Below are 17,575 nucleotides of genomic sequence, written 5' to 3'. Positions count from 1 at the left end.
GCGTTGGTGGCGGGGCTACGGTGTCCGTCTGAGGGGTGTTGCGGGAGGTGGGCAGGGGCGGCCGCGTGAGAGGGCCGTCCCTGGGAAGCCTCTGGGGCGTTGTACGCGGGACTGGGCGGCCATAGAGCCCTAGAGGGGCGATGTCGCCCCAAAGGCCGCCCCGTGCCTCTCAGCGGCGGGTTCGGGCCGCCGGGGCGGTGAGCCCGGTGTTGGCCTGGCCGCCGAGCCCGTCGCCCAGCCCGTCGCCCAGCCCGCCGCCGAACCCGTTGCCCGGCCGCTGCCAGTCGCCCGGCCCACGCCCGTCCCCGCCGCCGTCGCCACGGTCGTTGTGGTCGCCGAAGAAGTTCTCGAACGGATCGCCGTCCCCCGGCCCCTCGTCGCCCCCGCGCTTCTTCTTCTTGGGCTTCGGCGCGCACTTGTCGGAGCAGCCGCCGAACCGCGAGTGGTCCACCGGCGTGAACTCCGCCGGCTCCACCCCCTTGAGCGCCTGCATCATCGCCTGCTTCCAGATGGGCCCGGAGATCGAGGCGCCGTACACGTACGGGAAGTACTGCCCCCGATCGTGACCCCGATCAACTTGTGGGTGGAGGCGCCGCGCGGGTCGCCGAGGCTCACGGCCGAGGACAGGTTCGGGGTGTAACCGGCGAACCAGGCGGACATGTAGTCGTCGGTCGTTCCGGTCTTGCCGGCCGCGTCACGACCGATGCCGCCCACGCCGCTCATCGTGCCCTTGGTGAACACGCCCGAGAGGATGCCGCTGACCGCGTCGGCGACCTCCTCCTCCATGACCTGCGAGCACTTCGGCTTGTACTGCTTGGCGGCGCCGTTCCTGTCCTTGATCTCGGTGATGGCCAGCGGCTGGCAGTACTGGCCGCGCGAGGCGAACACGGCGTAGGAGTTGGCGATCGTCACGGGGTCGACCTCGTTGACGCCCAGCGTGAACGTCTCGACCTCGCGCAGCTTGCCGCCGTCGGCCCGCTTGACGCCGAGGCGCTTGGCGAGCTTGACGACCTTGCAGAGCCCGACCTCCTGCTCCAGCCTGAGGAAGAACGTGTTCACCGAGCCCCACGTGCCGGTCTGCAGGGTCTTGAAACCGCCGCCGCCCTCGCTGGAGTTGTGCGCGGTGTGCGAGGGGTCGCCGACGTTGTCGCCCTTGCAGTCCTTGAACGAGTTGTACCCGCTCGCGGTGAACCCGGCCGGCGAGGGGAAGCCGTCGCCGTACTTCAGGCCCTCCTCCAGGGCGGTGGCCAGCGTGTACGCCTTGGCCGTCGAGCCCTGCTGCAAGCCGCGCCCGCCGCCGTGCGCGGCGTCGGCGACGACGTTGTAGCTCATCTCGTTCTTCTTCTTGCTGCCGCCGAACTTGCGCGAGGCCGCCATCGCCTTGATCTCGCCGGTGCCGGGCACGACCATGGCCTGCGCGGCCACGGGCTTGTCCTTGGGGCTGACGTACTTCTTGATGGCCTTCTCGGCGGCCTTCTGCATCTTGGGGTCGAGCGTGGTCTTGATCGTCATGCCGCCGCGCTGGAGCAGCTTCCTGCGCTCGTCCTGGTTCTTGCCGAAGTCGTCGTTGTTGAGGATCTCGTACTGGACGTAGAGGCAGAAGTAGGGGAACTTGCTGGCCTCGCAGCCGCCGGGGAACTTGACGTCCTTGTAGCCGAGCTTCTCGGCCTTGGCCGCGTCGGCCTCCGCCCGGGTGATCTTGTGGATCTCGGCCATCCGGTCGAGCACGGTGTTGCGGCGCAGCAGCAGCCGTTCGCGCGACTCGGGGCCGACGTTGGGGTCGGTGCGGGCCGGGTTCTGGACGGCGCCGGCCAGCGTGGCGGCCTCCGACAGGTCCAGCTCGGAGGCGGGCTTGTCGAAGAAACGCCTGGCCGCGGCCTGGATGCCGTGCGCGCCCGCGCCGAAGTAGGCGATGTTGAGGTACTTCTCCAGGATCTGCTGCTTGCTGTACTTGCGCTCGATCGCCATGGCGTACCGCAGCTCCTGGAGCTTGCGGGACATCGTCGGGGCGATGGCCGCCTGCTGCTCCTCCGGCGTCTCGGCCTTGTTGACCAGCACCTGCTTGACGTACTGCTGGGTGATCGAGGAGCCGCCCTGCATGACGCCGCCGCCGGTGAGGTTCTTCACCAGGGCGCGGGCGGTGCCCTCGACGTCGATCGGGCCGTGCTCGAAGAAGCGGAAGTCCTCGATCGCGATCAGCGCGGTCTGCATGATGGGCGAGACCTTGTCGAGGGTCACGGACTGCCGGTTCTCGTAGTAGAACTGGGCGATCTGCTTGCCGTTGGCGTCGACCAGCTTCGTGCGTTCCGGCAGCGGGGGTTCGTCGAGTTCCCTGGGCTTGAGTTCGAGTCCGTCCATGGCGGTCTTGGCCGACACGCCCGCCCCGCCGACCGCCGGCAGCGCCACCGCCGCCGCCAGCACACCCGCCGCCGTCCCGGCGATGATCAGACGCAGGACGCTGAGGAGCGGGTGGGAGCGGTCTTTGCCCTTCGCTTGCACGCTCCCAAGGGTACGTCGAAACACTGTCCTTATCGGTAACACGACACCATTTCGCCTTGACTGGGAGGGGTGACTAGTCATTCCCGGTCAACAGTCCGGCGAGAAATTGGTCCTCTGGGGTCTGTCGGCCCGAACGTGAAGTTGCGTACGTTCATCCTCTGCGGCAACTGAATACGGAGGCTCGGCGCCCGCGCCCGTCGGCCCCAAATGACGACTGACCACCTAAGGGGAGTGGGGTCGAAAAATGTGGATCACGGATTGGACCTCCCGTGCCGCCTGTAAGGGTGCGGACCCGGACGCGCTGTTCGTCCAGGGCGCCGCACAGAACAGGGCGAAGCTGATCTGTCGAGGATGCCCGGTCCGTACCGAATGCCTCGCCGATGCGCTGGACAACCGCATCGAGTTCGGGGTGTGGGGCGGTATGACCGAACGCGAACGCCGTGCGCTGCTCAGGCGCCGGCCCGACGTGGACTCGTGGCGCGACCTGCTCGAGTCCGCGAAGGAAGAGTACGAACGGACCAATGAGCTGATCGCGGGCTGATCGGGCCCGCGGCGGGAAAGCACGGCCGGCGCCGCCCGTCGGCCGTGCTTTCTCTACGCGCTCGCCAACAGGTTCCCGATCTGCCGCAAGCCGGCTAGGTCGTGGACATCTCCGGACATCGCACGTACCTGTGCCACGGGCACCGTGGGATGAGCCGAGACGAAATGCTCCTGCTCGCGGCTCTCGCGAGTGGCGAGTTGCATCCGGCCGGTGTGCAGCCGCAGCACAGCGGCCGTCAACTCGTGTTCGCCCCTGGACTCCAGGTCCTCGGCCGCGGCGGCGCTGCGTGCCGCCGAGAGTGCCGAGCCGGGCGACACGTGCACCCGGTTCACCACGAGCCCGGCGAGGGGCATGCGCTCCTCGGCGAGCCGTTCCACGAAGTACGACGCCTCCCTCATCGCGTCGCGCTCCGGCGCGGCCACCACGAGGAAGGCCGTGCCCGGCGCCTGCAACAGCTTGTACGTCATCTCGGCCCGCTGCCTGAACCCGCCGAACACGGCGTCCAACGCGGACACGAACGTCTGCAGGTCCTTGATCACCTGCGCGCCGAGCAGCTTGGTCATCGCTCCGGCCATCAACCCGAACCCGGCGTTGAGCAGCCGGAACGCGCTGCGCCCGCCCGCCTTGGCGGGGGCGGTGAGCAGCCGGATGAACCGTCCGTCGAGGAAGCGGCCGAGCCGCTCGGGCGCGTCGAGGAAGTCCAGCGCCGACCGCGAGGGCGGCGTGTCCACGATGATCAGGTCCCACTCGTCGGAGCGACGGAGCTGGCCGAGCTTCTCCATCGCCATGTACTCCTGCGTGCCCGAGAAGCTGGAGGACAGCGACTGGTAGAAGGGGTTCGACAGGATCTGGCGGGCCCGCTCGGGGTCGGCGTGCGCCTCGATGATCTCGTCGAACGTGCGCTTCATGTCGAGCATCATGGCGAAGAGCTGGCCGCCGCCCTCGGGCGAGCTGACCAGGCGCGGGGTGTTGTCCAGCTCGGTCAGGCCCATCGACTGGGCCAGGCGGCGCGCCGGGTCGACGGTCAGCACGACCGCGCACCGGCCGCGTTCGGCGGCGCGCAGGCCGAGGGCCGCGGCGGTGGTGGTCTTGCCGACGCCGCCGGAGCCGCAGCAGACGATGATCCGGGTGCCCTTGTCGTCGAGGATCGCGTCGACGTCCAGGGGGATGGGCTTCTTCACACGGCTCCCCGGTGGGTGCGGAGGACTTCGGCCAGCTCGTACAGGCCGGCCAGGTCGACGCCGTCGGCCAGCAGCGGCAGCTCGACGCGCGGCAGGCCGGCCTCGGCCAGCGATTCGCGCTCGGCGTGCTCCAGCTCGGTGCGGCGGGCGTGCTCGATGACCTCCTCGGAGAGCGCCTCGGCCATCGCGGCGGCGTCGGAGGTGTCGGCGAGACCGGCCGCCTTGAGCCCCAGCGCCAGCTCGCCCACGTCGAATCGGCCCTTGACAGCCATGTCAAGAGCGGCCTGTGGAAGCAGTGATTCACGGACCATGTTGATGAAAACGCAACCTGCGGGAAGCCCGGCCGAGCGCAATTCGGCGACCCCGTCGAGGGTCTCCTGCACCGGCATCTCCTCCAGGAGGGTGACGAAGTGCACCATCGTCTCCCTGGACTTCACGACGCCGTTCACGAGTTCCGAGTGGTTCTTGATCGGGCCGACCTTGGCCAGGCCGGCGACCTCCTGGGTGACGTTCAGGAAGCGCGTGATGCGGCCGGTGGGCGGCGCGTCGAGGACGACGGCGTCGTAGACCCTGCGGCCGTTCTTGCCCCGCCTGCGTACGGCCTCGGTCGTCTTGCCGGTGACCAGGACGTCGCGGAACCCGGGGGCCACGGTGGTGGCGAAGTCGACGATGCCCATCTTGGTCAGCGCGCGCCCGGCCCTGCGCATGCCGTAGAACATCTCCATGTATTCGAGCATGGCCTCTTCGGGATCGATGGCCAGCGCGTACACGTCGCCGCCGGAGGGCGCGACGGCGATCTTGCGCTCCTCGTAGGGCAGCGGCGGCAGGTCGAAGATCTGGGCGATGCCCTGCCTGCCCTCCACCTCGACGAGCAGCACCTTGCGCCCGCCCGCGGCCAGTGCGAGGGCGAGGGCGGCGGCGACGGTCGTCTTGCCGGTGCCGCCCTTGCCGGTGACGACGTGCAGCCGCACGTCGCCCCAGTCCGTGTCCGGAGAGTCCACGTTTCGAGGCTACCGAACGGTTACTTGTCGAAACCCGACGGCCACCGTTTGATTGCTCACATTGTGGTCACCGCCCCCCGTATGGGTGGGGTGACAGGCCGGGAAGCGGCTTTCCATGAGATCGTCATGCCATGAAGAAATGGGAGTACCTCACCGCTCCGGTGCTGATCCACAACACGAAGATGATCCTCGACAACTTCGGGTCCGACGGCTGGGAGCTCGTCCAGATCGTCCAGGGCGCCTCGCCCGAGCAGCTCGTCGCCTACTTCAAGCGGGAGAAGGCGTGACCCCCGAGGAGCGGATCGCCGAGCTCGGGCACGAGCTGCCCCAGCCCGTGACGCCGCTGGCAGCGTACGTGCCGACCGCCCGTACCGGCGACCTCGTCTACACCTCCGGCCAGGTGCCCATGCTGGAGGGCAAACTGCACCAGACCGGCAAGCTCGGCGTCGACCTCGGCGTCGACGAGGGCAAGGCGCAGGCGCGCATCTGCGTGCTCAACGCGCTGGCCGCGCTGAAGGCCGAGCTGGGCGAGCTGTCCCGGGTGCGCCGGATCGTCAAGGTCGTGGTCTTCGTGGCCAGCGCGCCGAGCTTCACCGAGCAGCCCCAGGTGGCCAACGGCGCCAGCGACTTCCTGGCCGAGGTGTTCGGCGAGGCGGGCAAGCACGCCCGCAGCGCCGTGGGCGTGGCCGCGCTGCCGCTGGACGCCCCCGTGGAAGTGGAGCTGATCGCGGAGGTCTCCTGACCACCAGGATGTGTCACCATGACCGAGTGATGTTCTAGTAGGAGGTCAGGTGGCCGGTCTTCCCCTTCCCGACGAGCTCGCCGCGCGAGCCAGAGAGATCATCGCCGGGCGGCTCGCCCCCGTCCCGGCGCGCGACGCCGCCACGGTGGTGATCCTGCGCGGTTCGGGCCCGCGCGGCGGGCCCGAGGTCTACCTGCTCCGGCGGAAGTCCACGATGGCCTTCGCGGCGGGCGCCTACGTCTTCCCCGGCGGCTCCGTCGATCCACGCGACACCGACCAGGCGGTGGCCTGGGCCGGGCCGTCCCCCAAGGAGTGGGGCGAGGTCTTCCACGCCAGTGAGAACGTCGCGCGTGGGCTGGTGTGCGCGGCCGTGCGGGAGACGTTCGAGGAGTCCGGCGTGCTGCTGGCGGGGCCGGGGCCGGACAGCGTGGTCGAGGACACCACGGGCGACGACTGGGAGGCCGACCGGCTGGCGCTGATCGACCGGAGTCTGGCCTTCGCCGACTTCCTGGCCAAGCGTGGCCTGGTGCTCAGGTCCGACCTGCTCAAGCCGTGGGCCCACTGGATCACGCCGGAGATCGAGCAGCGCAGGTTCGACACCCGGTTCTTCGTGGCGGTGCTGCCCGAGGGCCAGCGCACGCGCGACGTCGGGGGCGAGGCCGACCACGTGGTGTGGCGGCGGCCGGCCGAGGCGATCGAGCTGTGGCGCGCGGGTGAGATCTTCCTGATGCCGCCCACCTCCCACACGCTCGCCGAGTTGGCCGGGCACGACAGCGTGGCGTCCGTGCTGGCCGAGGAGCGGCGGATCACCGCGATCCTGCCGACGGCCATGGAGGTCGAGGGGGAGATGAGGTTGATGACGCCGTGAGCGGACTGCACATCCCGCTCGGCACGCCCGACGGTTCCCGTACCGAGCACGCCGAGAACCTGCTGGCGCCCAACCCGTCCGCCATGACGCTCGACGGCACCAACACCTGGGTCATCGGCACCCGTGACGCGGTCGTGGTCGATCCCGGGCCCGACGACGAGGCGCACCTGCTGCGCGTACGCGACCATCTGGGCGAGCGGCGGGTCACCCAGATCCTGCTCACGCACGGCCACGCCGACCACAGCGGCGGCGCCAAACGGTTCGCCGAGCTGGTCGACGCCCCCGTACGCGCACTCGACCCGCGCCACCGGCTCGGCGACGAAGGGCTCGGTGACGGCGACGTGATCACGGTCGACGGCCTGGAGCTGCACGTCTACGCCACGCCCGGCCACTCGTTCGACTCGCTGTGCTTCTGGCTGCCCCAGGACAGGGCCATGCTGACCGGCGACACCGTCCTAGGCCGGGGCACCACGATCATCGCCCAGGACGGCGGCCTGGGCGACTACCTGCGCAGCCTCGACCGGCTGCGGGCGGCGGCCGAGGGCCTGGGGGCGCGGGCGCTGCTGCCCGGCCACGGCCCGGTGCTGCCCGACCCGATCGCGGCCCTCGACGGCTACATCGCCCACCGGCGGCAGCGGCTCGACCAGATCAGGGCGGCGCAGGCGCGCGGCGCGCGCACGCCGCAGGAGGTCGTCGAGATCGTGTACGCCGACGTCGACAGGTCGCTCTGGCCCGCGGCGGAGGTCTCCGTGCGGGCCCAGCTCGACTACCTGGAGCGGTTGTAGAGCCGGTCCATGTCGAGGATGACCACGGCCTTGGCCTCGATGCGCAACCAGCCGCGCTGGGCGAAGTCGGCCAGGGCCTTGTTCACCGTCTCGCGCGAGGCCCCGACGAGCTGGGCCAGCTCCTCCTGGGTGAGGTCGTGGTGCACGCGCATGCCGTCGTCGGTCTTGGTGCCGAACCGCTCGGCCAGGTCGAGTAGCTGCTTGGCGACCCGGCCGGGCACGTCGGTGAAGACCAGGTCGGCCAGCACGTCGTTGGTACGGCGCAGCCGCTGGGCCAGCGCGCGCAGCAGGTGCAGCGCCACCTCGGGGCGGCCGGTCAGCCACGGGCGCAGGTCGTCGTGGCCCAGCCCGGCCAGGCGCACGTCGGTCAGCGCCGTCGCCGTGGCGGTGCGCGGACGCGGGTCGAACAGCGACAGCTCGCCGAACATCTCGCTCGGGCCGAGCACGCTCAGCAGGTTCTCGCGGCCGTCGGGCGAGGTGCGGGAAAGCTTGATCTTGCCTTCGAGCACGACGTAGAGCCGGTCGCCGGTCTCGTTCTCGTGGAAGAGGGTCTGTCCCTTGGACAGCTGGACCTCGGTGATGCTCGTCCGCAGCGCCGCGGCGCTCTCGCGGTCGAGCGCGGCGAACAGGGGGGCCTTGCCCAGCACATCTTCGGTGTTCACTCTGCCTCCTCTGCTGCCATTGTGACTCACCCCACTCCGGGCGGCACACACAGGCTATGGGAATGCCCGGTTTAGCCCGGGATTGCCCTGATGTGTCGCGCACTGAAGTGTATGAACAAATCGGGTGACCTGCTTACTTCCGCAGGAGGTCGTCCACGGAGGCGACCGCCGTCGCCATCGTGTGGCCCAGCAGGACGCGTACGACATGGGCCGCCGAAGGGCGGCCGGCCGGCTCCGGACGGCGGCAGCGCTCGACGACGCCGCGCAGCGGCTGCGGCAGCGCGCCGGACCCGCTCGCGAACGTCACCAGCTCGGCCCAGTCCCGCACGTCGGCGGCCGGGCCGCCGCGGCCGGGCGAGCCCTGCACGCCCACCAGCACCTGGCCGCGCGTGCCGAGCGCGACGTTGTCGGGGGTGAGCCGCAGGCCGGTCACGCCATGGGCGTGCATCCTGGCCATGGCCGCCGCGCTGCCCAGCGCCAGCCGGTGCAGCGCCGCACCGCGCAACGGTCCGCCCGCGCGGACGAACTCGGTCAGTGACTCGCCCTTGTGCCGATCGCCCATGGTCGCCGCCCTCCAAGCCGCCAGGTTGTACGCGAACGCGGCGTAGAAGGTTCAACCGTTCCCATAGTCTTGCGGCATGGCCACGAACGCGGCGGGGCGCAAGCCGGAGACCCAGCTCGCCCTGGTACGCCGGGCGCGCAGGATGAACCGCGTCCTCGCCGAGACCTACCCCGACGCCCACTGTGAGCTCGACTTCCGCAACCCGCTGGAGCTCCTGGTCGCCACCATCCTGTCGGCCCAGTGCACCGACAAGCGGGTGAACATGGTGACCCCCACCCTGTTCGCCAAATACCCCACCGTCGAGGACTACGCCGCCGCCGACCGCGCCGAGATGGAAGACATCATCCGCTCGACCGGCTTCTTCCGCGCGAAGACCAACAGCATCATCGGCATGGCCCAGGCCGTGTGCGAGCGTTACCGCGGCGAGGTGCCCGGCCGGCTCAAAGACCTGGTCACCCTGCCCGGCGTGGGCCGCAAGACCGCGAACGTGGTGCTCGGCAACGCGTTCGGCGTGCCGGGGCTGACCGTCGACACGCACTTCCAGCGGCTCGTGCGCCGCTTCGGCTGGACCGAGGAGACCGACCCCGTCAAGATCGAGCACATCGTGGCCGAGCTGCTGCCCCGGCGCGAGTGGACGATCTTCTCCCACCGGGTGATCTGGCACGGCCGCCGCATCTGCCACGCCCGCCGCCCGGCCTGCGGCGTGTGCCCGCTGGCCAACCTGTGCCCCTCCTTCGGCACCGGGCCCACCGGCGAGGCGGAGGCCGAGAAGCTGGTCAGGCCCGGTCCCTTCTCCTGATCGGCGAGCAGCGGGAAGTGATCGAGGCCGTGCCGTGTTGGAGGTTGGCGTGACAGAAGTGCCCGACTGGCTCGAACGGCTGGCGGCGCAGGCCGCGCGCATCACGGTCCCCCGTTACCTGCGGCCCCCGGCCGACGGCGGGCGCCTGGCCGCGGTGCTGATGTTGTTCGGCGAGGGTCCGCTCGGCCCCGACGTGCTGCTCATCCAGCGCAGCTCACGCGGGCGCAGGCACGCGGGCCAGCCCGCCTTCCCCGGCGGCGGCGTCGATCCCGACGACGGCGGCCCGGTCGGCGCGGCCCTGCGCGAGGCGGAGGAGGAGACCGGCGTCGATCCCCGTGGCGTCCGCGTCCTCGGCACGATGCCCGAGCTCTACCTCGACCACAGCGACAACCGGGTCACCCCGGTGTTCGGCTGGTGGCACACGCCGTCCGCCGTGCACGCGGCCTCGCCCGACGAGGTGGAGTCCGTGGAGCGGGTGCCGATCGCCGAGCTGGTCGATCCGGGCAACCGGGTCATGTTGCGGCATCCCAGCGGGCTCGCCGGGCCGGCCTTCCACGTGCGCGGCATGCTGGTGTGGGGGTTCACCGCGATGGTGCTCGACTCCGTGCTGCGCGCGGGCGGCCTCGAACGTCCGTGGGACCAGGCGCGGCTTGAGGACCTGCCGGCCGAGGTCGTGCGGCTGGGCCTGCGCGAGCGGACCACTCCGGCGCCCTGACGCGAGGACGCCGGGCCGGGGTCACTCCGGGGCCCTGAGCGAGACGCCGAGCGAGGCCCAGTTGGCCACGTCGGCGTCGTCGTCGGCGGCCAGGGTGCGCAGCATCTCCAGGCCGGCCCGGTCGGGCGGGTCGCCGAGCACGTGCTGCAGCGCGTACGCCGCCCCGTACCGCACCCTGGCGTCGTCGTGACAGGCCAGGTCGATCACCGAAGGCAGCGAGCGGGGGTCGGCCAGGTGGCCGAAGGCGATCAGCACGGAGTACAGGACCATGGCGTCGACCTCGCTGGCGGCCAGGTAGCGCAGCACCGGCAGCGTACGGTCCACGAACGGCCGCAGCATGCCCATGATGTCCACCCCGAGCAGGCGCTCGGCCACGTTGTCCGCAGCGCACAGGCGGCGTGCCTCGATGAACGACTCCAGGTCGGCCCGCTGGCGCAGCTGGCAGATCACGTGCCAGCGCAGCGGGCCGTCCGGATCGGTGTCGCTGAGAGCTGCCTGGATGAGATCGCGCACTGTTCCCTCGGCCGGCGGCATACCGCTCAAGATAGCCAGGCGGGTGACGCCGTCCTGGCGGAAGACGTGCACACTTGACCGTATCGCTGGTTACCTTTGAAGCGTGCGCGGTGATCTGCTTGACCTCATATTGATCGGCCTCGTGATCGCCTTCGGCGTATCCGGCTACCGACAGGGCTTCATCATCGGCGCGATGAGCTTCGTGGGGTTCGTGGGCGGCGCCGTGCTCGGCATCTTCATCGCTCCGCCGATCGCCAAGGCCGTCGTCGACGGCGACACCCCGCAGGCGCTGCTCGCGATCGTGATCGTCTTCCTGGCTGCCACGATCGGCCAGTTCGCCTCCTCCACGGTCGGCGCGGTCGTGCGCAGCCACGTGACGTGGGAGCCGGCCAAGATGGCCGACGCGGTGGGCGGCACGTTCGCCAGCGCGCTGTCCGTGCTGGTGATCGCCTGGCTGATCGGGTCGCTGATCGTCTCGACGACGTTCACCCCGCTGGTCGACCAGGTCAAGAACTCCGCGCTGCTGACCACCGTCGACGACGCGATCCCGCAGGCCGCGCGCAACTGGCAGCAGCCGTTCAAGAAGTTCGTCGACCGGTCGGAGTTCCCGCCCGTCTTCGACGCGATCGGCGCCGACACGCTGATCGACGTGCCGCCGCCCGCGCAGAGCATCCTCCAGGGCGCCAAGCTGGGCCGGGCCCAGCGGGCCATCGTCAAGGTCCAGGGCAACGCCGAGAGCTGCAACAAGCACATCGAGGGCACCGGCTTCGTCTACGCCGACGGCCGGATCATGACGAACGCCCACGTCGTCGCCGGCGTCACCCGCGACCTCGAGGTCATCGACTACAAGAACGTGCGCCACCCGGCCAAGGTCGTGCGCTACAACCCCCAGCGCGACATCGCGATCCTCTACGTGCCCGGCCTCAACCTGCCGCAGCTCGGCTTCGAGGCCGACGGCAAGCGCGGCGCCAACGCGATCATCGCCGGCTTCCCCAGGGGCAAGGGCTTCACCGCCGAGCCGGCCCGCATCGGCGGCCGCCTCGACGCCGAGGGCCCCGACATCTACCACGGCAGCAACGTCCGGCGGAAGGTCTACGCGATCCGCGGAAAGGTGCTGCCGGGCAACTCCGGCGGCCCGCTGCTCACCGTCGACGGCCGCGTATACGGTGTGATCTTCGCCGCCGCGGTCAGCGAGAAGGACACCGGTTACGTGCTGACCGCCGAGGAGGTCGCGCCCGACGCCGGCCAGGGCAGGAACGACACCTCCGCGGCCAGCACCCAGGAGTGCGACTAGCCGGGCAGCTCGCGCAGGATCAGGGCGATCGCCTCGCCGGGGTCGCTGTCCTGGGTCAGGCCGGTGGCCGCCCTGCCGACGGCGTCGTAGTCGCCGCCGTACGCCTGCGCCCTGGCCGCGCCGCGGCTGAACAGGGTGACCGCGCCGCGGCCGTTGCCGCGCTGCAGGTGCGTCAGGCCGACGCAGATCTGCGCGAGCCCCTGCCACAGCTCCCGCTCCTCCTCGGGCGCGCATTTCCAGCGGCCCTCGAAGACCTCGTGCGCGTTGAACGGCAGCCCCTCGGCCAGGAAGTGCCGCGCGTCGGCGAGCGCCTGGTCGGCGGTGGGGGCGTAGTCGTCGGGGACCCGGTCGACGCCGGGCGAGCCGTAGGGGAGCGGCCTGCCGTACGCGTCGCGTGGCCTGGCGTTGCGCGGCTTGCCCTGGGGGTCGCGGTCTCTCATCGCTCGCGGGGCTTCCTCATCGGTCGGGCTCGGGGTCGGCCAGCCAGCCGAGCAGCTCGGTGTCGAACACGTCGGGGATCTCTTCGTGGGGGAAATGGCCCGCGCCCTCGAACAGCCGCCAGCGGTAGGGGGCGGCGACGTACCGGCTGGAGCCCTGGGCGGTGCGGGGCAGCACGCACGGGTCGAGCGCGCCGTGCAGGTGCAGCGTCGGCGCCTCGATCTCGGTACGCATGACCCTGGCGTAGCGGCGGCCGTCGGGCCGGAGCTGGGAACGGCCGAACCAGCGGTGGTACTCCAGCGCCGAGTGGGCCACGGCGGGGATCCGGAACGCCTCCCGGTAGGTGCGCGCGGTCTCGGCGTCGGGCCAGCCGGGGGCCGACCAGCCCGCCAGGATCCGGCCGACCAGGGCCGCGTCGTGCCGGGTGAGCCTGCGTTCGGGCAGCAGCGGGAGCTGGTAGCCGAGCGCGTGCCGGCCGGCCCTGAACTGGCCGGGGTCGGTCACCAGCGCGTTGCGCAGCCGCAGCGGGTGCGGCGCCGAGACCACGACCAGCCGGCGCACGCACTTGGGGTCGAGCACGGCCATCGTCCAGGCCAGCAGGCCGCCCCAGCCGTGCCCGACGACGACCGCGCCGGTCTCGCCGAGCGCGCGGATCAGCCCGGTGGCGTCGGCGGCCAGGGTGGGCAGGTCGTAGCCGCGTGGCGGCTTGTCGCTGCCGCCGTAGCCGCGCAGGTCGGCGGCGACCGCCCGGAAACCGGCCTGGGCGAGGGAGGTGAGCTGGTTGCGCCAGGTCCACCAGAACTGCGGGAACCCGTGCAGCAGCAGGACCAGCGGCCCCTCACCGGCCTCCACGACGTGGAAGCGGGTGCCGCCGGCGTGCACGGCCCGGTGTGTCCACGGGCCGTCGATCTGGACGACCGTCTCGTCAGGTGCCATCACGACTCACCGGCTGGCCCTCGGGGCTGGGCACGGGAAGCGTCTGCTCCTCCGGCGTCGCGATCTCCTTGAGGCCCTTGATCGACCTGGCGGTGCGCTTCATCCCAGCCAGGCCCTTCAGCCTGCGCACGCCGACCAGCACCAGCAGGCCCGCGGCCACCAGGTAGAAGACGGTCACGATGAGGAAGGCCAGCCAGTTGGGCAGCCACTGGGCCAGCACGTACGCGATGGTGAACGAGGCCAGGATCAGGCACAGGTGCGCCATGAACGCGGCGGCGGCGAACAGGCCCGCGGCCATGCCCACCCGCTTGGCGTCGAACTTGAACTCGGCCTTGGCCAGCTCGATCTCGGAGCGGACGAGGTCGGAGATATGGCTGCTGGCCTGGGCGACCAGCGAGCCCAGGGATTCTTCCTCGGGAGTCTGCGGCATGAACGTCTCCTATCGAGGCCTGGTGGCCGTGTCAAACATCCCGTACTGACGGCTGGGCGCCACCGAACACGCCGAGGACGCTGCTCTTCACAGAACTACCCGATCGCCCACGATAACGCCGACCGGTGGAGACGGCTGAGGCGCATGCCCGGTTCGGGCATGCGCCTCAGCTGACTTGTGGCCTGATCAGTCCTCGGACTTGGCCGCGGGCAGCTTCTCGGAGATGAGGTTCATCACCGTGCTGTCGGCCAGCGTGGTGACGTCGCCGATGCTGCGGTTCTCGGCCACGTCGCGCAGGAGGCGGCGCATGATCTTGCCGGAGCGGGTCTTCGGCAGCTCGGGCACGACCAGGATCTGCCGCGGCTTGGCGATCGGGCCGAGCGTCTTGGCCACGTGGTCACGCAACTCGGCGGCGATGTCGTCGCTCTCCTCTGCGCTGCCGCGCAGGATCACGAACGACACGATCGCCTGGCCGGTCACCGGGTCGGTGGCGCCGACCACGGCCGCCTCGGCGACCTTGGGGTGGCTGACCAGCGCGCTCTCCACCTCGGTGGTGGAGATGTTGTGGCCGGAGACGAGCATGACGTCGTCGACGCGGCCGAGCAGCCACAGGTCGCCGTCCTCGTCCTTCTTCGCGCCGTCGCCGGGGAAGTACATGCCCTCGAAACGCGACCAGTACGTGTCGATGTAGCGCTGGTCGTCGCCCCAGATCGTGCGGAGCATGGCGGGCCACGGCTCGCGCACCACGAGGAAGCCGCCGCCGCCGTTGGGCACGCTGTTGCCCTGGTCGTCGACCACGTCGGCGTTGATGCCCGGCAGCGGCCGCATGGCCGCGCCCGGCTTGGCCGAGGTGACGCCCGGCAGCGGGCTGATCATGATCGCGCCGGTCTCCGTCTGCCACCAGGTGTCCACGACCGGGCAGCGGTCGTGGCCGATGTTCTCCCGGTACCAGACGTAGGCCTCGGGGTTGATCGGCTCGCCGACCGAGCCCAGGACGCGCAGGCTGGACATGTCGAACTTGGCGGGGATGTCGTCGCCCCACTTCATGAACGTCCGGATCGCCGTGGGGGCGGTGTAGAGGATCGTGACCTTGTACTTCTGCACGATCTCCCAGAACCGGCCGCGGTGCGGGGTGTCCGGGGTGCCCTCGTAGATGACGCTGGTCGCGCCGTTGGCGAGGGGGCCGTAGACGATGTAGGAGTGGCCGGTGACCCAGCCGATGTCGGCCGTGCACCAGTAGATGTCGGTCTCGGGCTTGAGGTCGAAGACCGCGTCGTGCGTGTAGGCGGTCTGGGTGAGGTAGCCGCCGGTCGTGTGCAGGATGCCCTTGGGCCGGCCGGTGGTGCCGCTGGTGTAGAGGATGTACAGCGGGTCCTCGGCGCCGTGGGGCTCGGCGGTGTGCTGGTCGCTCTGGCGCTCGACCAGGTCGTGCCACCACACGTCCTTCTCGCCCACCGCGACGTCCTGGCCGGTACGCCGTACGACGAGCACGTTCTCCACCTGCGGGCACTCGGCGACGGCCTCGTCCACGGTGGGCTTGAGCGCGCTCGGCTTGCCGCGGCGGTAGCCGCCGTCGGCCGTGATCACGAGCTTGGCGTCGGCGTCGTCGATGCGGCTCTTGAGCGCGCCGGCGGAGAAGCCGCCGAACACCACCGAGTGGATCGCGCCGATGCGGGCGCAGGCCAGCATCGCGATCGGCAGCTCGGGGATCATCGGCATGTAGATGGCCACCCGGTCGCCCTTGCCCACGCCGAGCTCCTGCAGGGCGTTGGCGGCCTTGCTGACCTCGGTCTTGAGGTCGTTGTAGGTGAGCGTGCGGCTGTCGCCGTCGGGCTCGCCCTCCCAGTGGTAGGCGACCTTGTCGCCGCGCCCTTCCTCGACGTGCCGGTCGACGCAGTTGTAGGCGACGTTGAGCTCGCCGCCGACGAACCACTTGGCGAACGGCGCGTTCCACTCCAGCGTCGTGTCCCACCGCCTGGCCCAGGTCAGCCGCTCGGCCGCGCGCTCCCAGAAGGCGAGACGGTCGGCGTCGGCCTCGGCGTAGGCGGCGGCGGTCACGTTCGCGGCCGCGGCCAGCTCAGCCGGTGGTGCGAACCGGCGGTTCTCCTGCAGCAGGTTGGACAGCGCCTGGGTCTCGTTGCCAGGGGTCTCCGGGGCCACTTCGTGCTCCTTCTATGGCCAGGTGGGATAGGTCGGGTCCCACTTCACCAGCTCACGGCCTCCCCACACAAGAGGTCTAGACAGGTCTGTACCGATTCGCGTGGGTGGCCGCATGATTATCAGCTCGCATGACAAACGCAATTGAACTGTTGTCATCCTGAAATCAGGAGAATATGCGGTTCGGCGTGGCGGGAAAATGCGGGGGTCGCCGTAGCGCCTAATACGGCGGCGGTCCGGTCCATGGCGGGGGCACGGTGTGACGCCTTACGGCGGCGGTGTGGGCCCATGGCTGGGCATGGCGTGTCGCCTTGTGCGGCGCTGGTGTGGTCCATGGTGTGTCGCCTTGTGCGGCGGTGGTGTGGTCCGTGGCGGGGCATGGTGTGACGCCTTGTGCGGCGGCGGTGTGGTCCATGGCGAGGCACGGTGTACCCGCCGGTAAGGTCGGTTTCCGTGAGTGACCCATTGGCCGTCATCGCGCGGTTCCCAGGCGTGTCCGAGGCGGTTGACGAGGCGCGTCAGGCCGTCGACAGGCTCTATCGGCATCGCGTCCTGCGCCGGGCGAGCCCGGCGGTGTCCACCGAGTCCTCCCTGCGCGGCGCGCGGGCCTCGGCCGCGATCGAGGGCGCCGACGTGCCGCTGGACGCGCTGCGCCGCGACGAAGTGCACGACCCGCTGGTCCAGGGGGCGCTGCGGGCGTCCGCGGAGATGGGCCGGCTCGGTCCCACCTGGCGGAAGGCCCCGAGGCAGGTGCTGGCCCGCCTGCACACCGTCGCCGCCGCGGGGCTCGCCGACCAGCCCGCATTGGGACGCCCCCGTACGGACGACTCCGCCCCCGACCCGCTCGGCCTCGGCCCCGCGCCGGGGGCCGCGGAGACCGCGACGCGGATGGAGGCCCTGCTCAGGCTGCTGGAGGGGGCGGGCAAGGCGCCCGCGATCGTGCTGGCCGCCGTGGTGCACGCCGAGCTGGCGGTGCTGCGTCCGTTCGGTACGTGCGACGGCGTCGTGGCACGTTCCGCGGAGCGGCTGACCCTGGTCGAGTACGGGCTCGACCCGAAGTCGCTGGTCGTCGTGGAGATCGGGCATCTGGAGCTGCCGTACGCGGAGGCGCTGCGGGCGTACCTGACCGGGACTCCGGAGGGCGTCGGCCAGTGGGTACAACACTGTGCCTCGGCGGTAAGCCTGGGGGTGCGGGAGACGACCGCGATCTGCGAAGCGATGCAGCGGGGCTGACGGACGGGCTGGTCACATAGCTGACGGCGTCTCGTACGAGACGCCGTCTGCCGGTGCATCACACCGGGTTACCAAGCGTGCACCTCAAATCCGTCGGAGCGGGTCAAGCCCGTCACGACGCGCCTCCCGCGGCTGGTCGCGCGTGGGTGCCCGGCTGATGCACCCGGACAAGTGGTCCGTAACCCCTTTCTACGTCGGATCCGCCCTGATGGGAACCCC

Annotated in this window: 20 protein-coding genes; 9 read left to right on the top strand and 11 right to left on the bottom strand. The window is 70.7% G+C overall.

Annotation, left to right across the window (positions count from 1 at the left end):
• Nucleotides 1–169 precede the first annotated feature (169 nt).
• Together ACNF49_RS03115 and ACNF49_RS03110 are read right to left on the bottom strand one after the other, a co-directional pair.
• Nucleotides 170–493 (bottom strand): hypothetical protein, encoded by a 324-nt coding sequence (locus tag ACNF49_RS03115; protein WP_498701960.1) that lies wholly within the window; start codon nt 491–493, stop codon nt 170–172.
• Nucleotides 493–2,499, bottom strand: a complete 2,007-nt coding sequence (locus tag ACNF49_RS03110) for a transglycosylase domain-containing protein (protein WP_482942737.1) — start codon at nt 2,497–2,499, stop codon at nt 493–495. The genes ACNF49_RS03115 and ACNF49_RS03110 overlap by 1 nt, the downstream gene beginning before the upstream one ends.
• 244 nt (nt 2,500–2,743) lie before the next feature.
• On the opposite strand from ACNF49_RS03110, the gene ACNF49_RS03105 reads away from it, so the two are divergent.
• The gene (locus ACNF49_RS03105; RefSeq protein ID WP_090771382.1) at nt 2,744–3,040 is read left to right on the top strand and encodes a WhiB family transcriptional regulator; all 297 of its coding nucleotides are present in this window, start codon (nt 2,744–2,746) and stop codon (nt 3,038–3,040) included.
• A 53-nt stretch (nt 3,041–3,093) separates the two neighbouring features.
• On the opposite strand, the gene bagB is transcribed toward ACNF49_RS03105, so the two are convergent.
• Together bagB and bagA are read right to left on the bottom strand one after the other, a co-directional pair.
• Nucleotides 3,094–4,221, bottom strand: a complete 1,128-nt coding sequence (gene bagB / locus ACNF49_RS03100) for an ATPase BagB (protein WP_352321366.1) — start codon at nt 4,219–4,221, stop codon at nt 3,094–3,096.
• Nucleotides 4,218–5,222: an ATPase BagA gene (bagA, locus tag ACNF49_RS03095; RefSeq protein WP_482942736.1), complete on the bottom strand. Its 1,005-nt coding sequence runs from the start codon at nt 5,220–5,222 to the stop codon at nt 4,218–4,220. The genes bagB and bagA overlap by 4 nt, the downstream gene beginning before the upstream one ends.
• A 131-nt stretch (nt 5,223–5,353) precedes the next feature.
• Here bagA and sp36 point away from each other — a divergent pair, with 131 nt between their 5' ends.
• Genes sp36 through ACNF49_RS03075 form a run of 4 tightly spaced genes read left to right on the top strand, consistent with a single transcriptional unit; the run spans nt 5,354 to nt 7,617 of the window.
• On the top strand, nt 5,354–5,509 hold the full coding sequence (gene sp36 / locus ACNF49_RS03090; RefSeq protein WP_352321370.1) for a Sp36 family protein: 156 nt from the start codon (nt 5,354–5,356) through the stop codon (nt 5,507–5,509).
• Nucleotides 5,506–5,964, top strand: a complete 459-nt coding sequence (locus ACNF49_RS03085) for a RidA family protein (protein ID WP_357966130.1) — start codon at nt 5,506–5,508, stop codon at nt 5,962–5,964. The genes sp36 and ACNF49_RS03085 overlap by 4 nt, the downstream gene beginning before the upstream one ends.
• A gap of 49 nt (nt 5,965–6,013) precedes the next feature.
• Nucleotides 6,014–6,832 (top strand): NUDIX hydrolase, encoded by an 819-nt coding sequence (locus ACNF49_RS03080; protein ID WP_357966132.1) that lies wholly within the window; start codon nt 6,014–6,016, stop codon nt 6,830–6,832.
• Nucleotides 6,829–7,617: an MBL fold metallo-hydrolase gene (locus ACNF49_RS03075; protein ID WP_357966135.1), complete on the top strand. Its 789-nt coding sequence runs from the start codon at nt 6,829–6,831 to the stop codon at nt 7,615–7,617. The genes ACNF49_RS03080 and ACNF49_RS03075 overlap by 4 nt, the downstream gene beginning before the upstream one ends.
• Here ACNF49_RS03075 and ACNF49_RS03070 read toward each other — a convergent pair.
• Both ACNF49_RS03070 and ACNF49_RS03065 read right to left on the bottom strand, forming a co-directional pair.
• Complete coding sequence (locus ACNF49_RS03070) at nt 7,599–8,279, bottom strand: Crp/Fnr family transcriptional regulator (RefSeq protein ID WP_125644033.1); 681 nt, start codon at nt 8,277–8,279, stop codon at nt 7,599–7,601. The two genes, ACNF49_RS03075 and ACNF49_RS03070, sit on opposite strands and share 19 nt — an antisense overlap.
• A gap of 133 nt (nt 8,280–8,412) precedes the next feature.
• Complete coding sequence (locus tag ACNF49_RS03065) at nt 8,413–8,841, bottom strand: hypothetical protein (RefSeq protein ID WP_357966138.1); 429 nt, start codon at nt 8,839–8,841, stop codon at nt 8,413–8,415.
• 76 nt (nt 8,842–8,917) lie between these two features.
• Between ACNF49_RS03065 and nth the strand changes: the two genes are divergently transcribed.
• The gene (gene nth / locus ACNF49_RS03060) at nt 8,918–9,640 is read left to right on the top strand and encodes an endonuclease III (protein ID WP_357966140.1); all 723 of its coding nucleotides are present in this window, start codon (nt 8,918–8,920) and stop codon (nt 9,638–9,640) included.
• A 49-nt stretch (nt 9,641–9,689) separates the two neighbouring features.
• Nucleotides 9,690–10,355: an NUDIX hydrolase gene (locus ACNF49_RS03055; RefSeq protein ID WP_357966143.1), complete on the top strand. Its 666-nt coding sequence runs from the start codon at nt 9,690–9,692 to the stop codon at nt 10,353–10,355.
• 21 nt (nt 10,356–10,376) lie between these two features.
• On the opposite strand, the gene ACNF49_RS03050 is transcribed toward ACNF49_RS03055, so the two are convergent.
• Complete coding sequence (locus ACNF49_RS03050) at nt 10,377–10,889, bottom strand: HEAT repeat domain-containing protein (protein ID WP_482942735.1); 513 nt, start codon at nt 10,887–10,889, stop codon at nt 10,377–10,379.
• Between the two features lie 82 nt (nt 10,890–10,971).
• Between ACNF49_RS03050 and ACNF49_RS03045 the strand changes: the two genes are divergently transcribed.
• Nucleotides 10,972–12,162: a MarP family serine protease gene (locus ACNF49_RS03045; RefSeq protein WP_482942734.1), complete on the top strand. Its 1,191-nt coding sequence runs from the start codon at nt 10,972–10,974 to the stop codon at nt 12,160–12,162.
• On the opposite strand, the gene ACNF49_RS03040 is transcribed toward ACNF49_RS03045, so the two are convergent.
• The 4 genes from ACNF49_RS03040 to acs all read right to left on the bottom strand — a co-directional run bounded on the left by ACNF49_RS03040 (nt 12,159) and on the right by acs (nt 16,126).
• Nucleotides 12,159–12,602 (bottom strand): DUF309 domain-containing protein, encoded by a 444-nt coding sequence (locus ACNF49_RS03040; RefSeq protein WP_482942733.1) that lies wholly within the window; start codon nt 12,600–12,602, stop codon nt 12,159–12,161. The genes ACNF49_RS03045 and ACNF49_RS03040 overlap by 4 nt on opposite strands.
• A gap of 16 nt (nt 12,603–12,618) precedes the next feature.
• The gene (locus ACNF49_RS03035; protein WP_482942732.1) at nt 12,619–13,536 is read right to left on the bottom strand and encodes an alpha/beta fold hydrolase; all 918 of its coding nucleotides are present in this window, start codon (nt 13,534–13,536) and stop codon (nt 12,619–12,621) included.
• Nucleotides 13,526–13,966, bottom strand: coding sequence for a phage holin family protein (locus tag ACNF49_RS03030; RefSeq protein WP_357692590.1), 441 nt, complete (start codon nt 13,964–13,966; stop codon nt 13,526–13,528). Before ACNF49_RS03030 ends, ACNF49_RS03035 begins: the two co-directional genes overlap by 11 nt.
• 186 nt (nt 13,967–14,152) lie before the next feature.
• Nucleotides 14,153–16,126: an acetate--CoA ligase gene (gene acs, locus ACNF49_RS03025; RefSeq protein ID WP_482942731.1), complete on the bottom strand. Its 1,974-nt coding sequence runs from the start codon at nt 16,124–16,126 to the stop codon at nt 14,153–14,155.
• Nucleotides 16,127–16,576: 450 nt separating this feature from the next.
• On the opposite strand from acs, the gene ACNF49_RS03020 reads away from it, so the two are divergent.
• The gene (locus ACNF49_RS03020; protein ID WP_357966159.1) at nt 16,577–17,356 is read left to right on the top strand and encodes a Fic family protein; all 780 of its coding nucleotides are present in this window, start codon (nt 16,577–16,579) and stop codon (nt 17,354–17,356) included.
• Nucleotides 17,357–17,575 lie beyond the last annotated feature (219 nt).

Source organism: Actinomadura sp. ATCC 39365, assembly GCF_054392275.1.
This window is presented reverse-complemented; position numbering and strand designations above follow the sequence as displayed.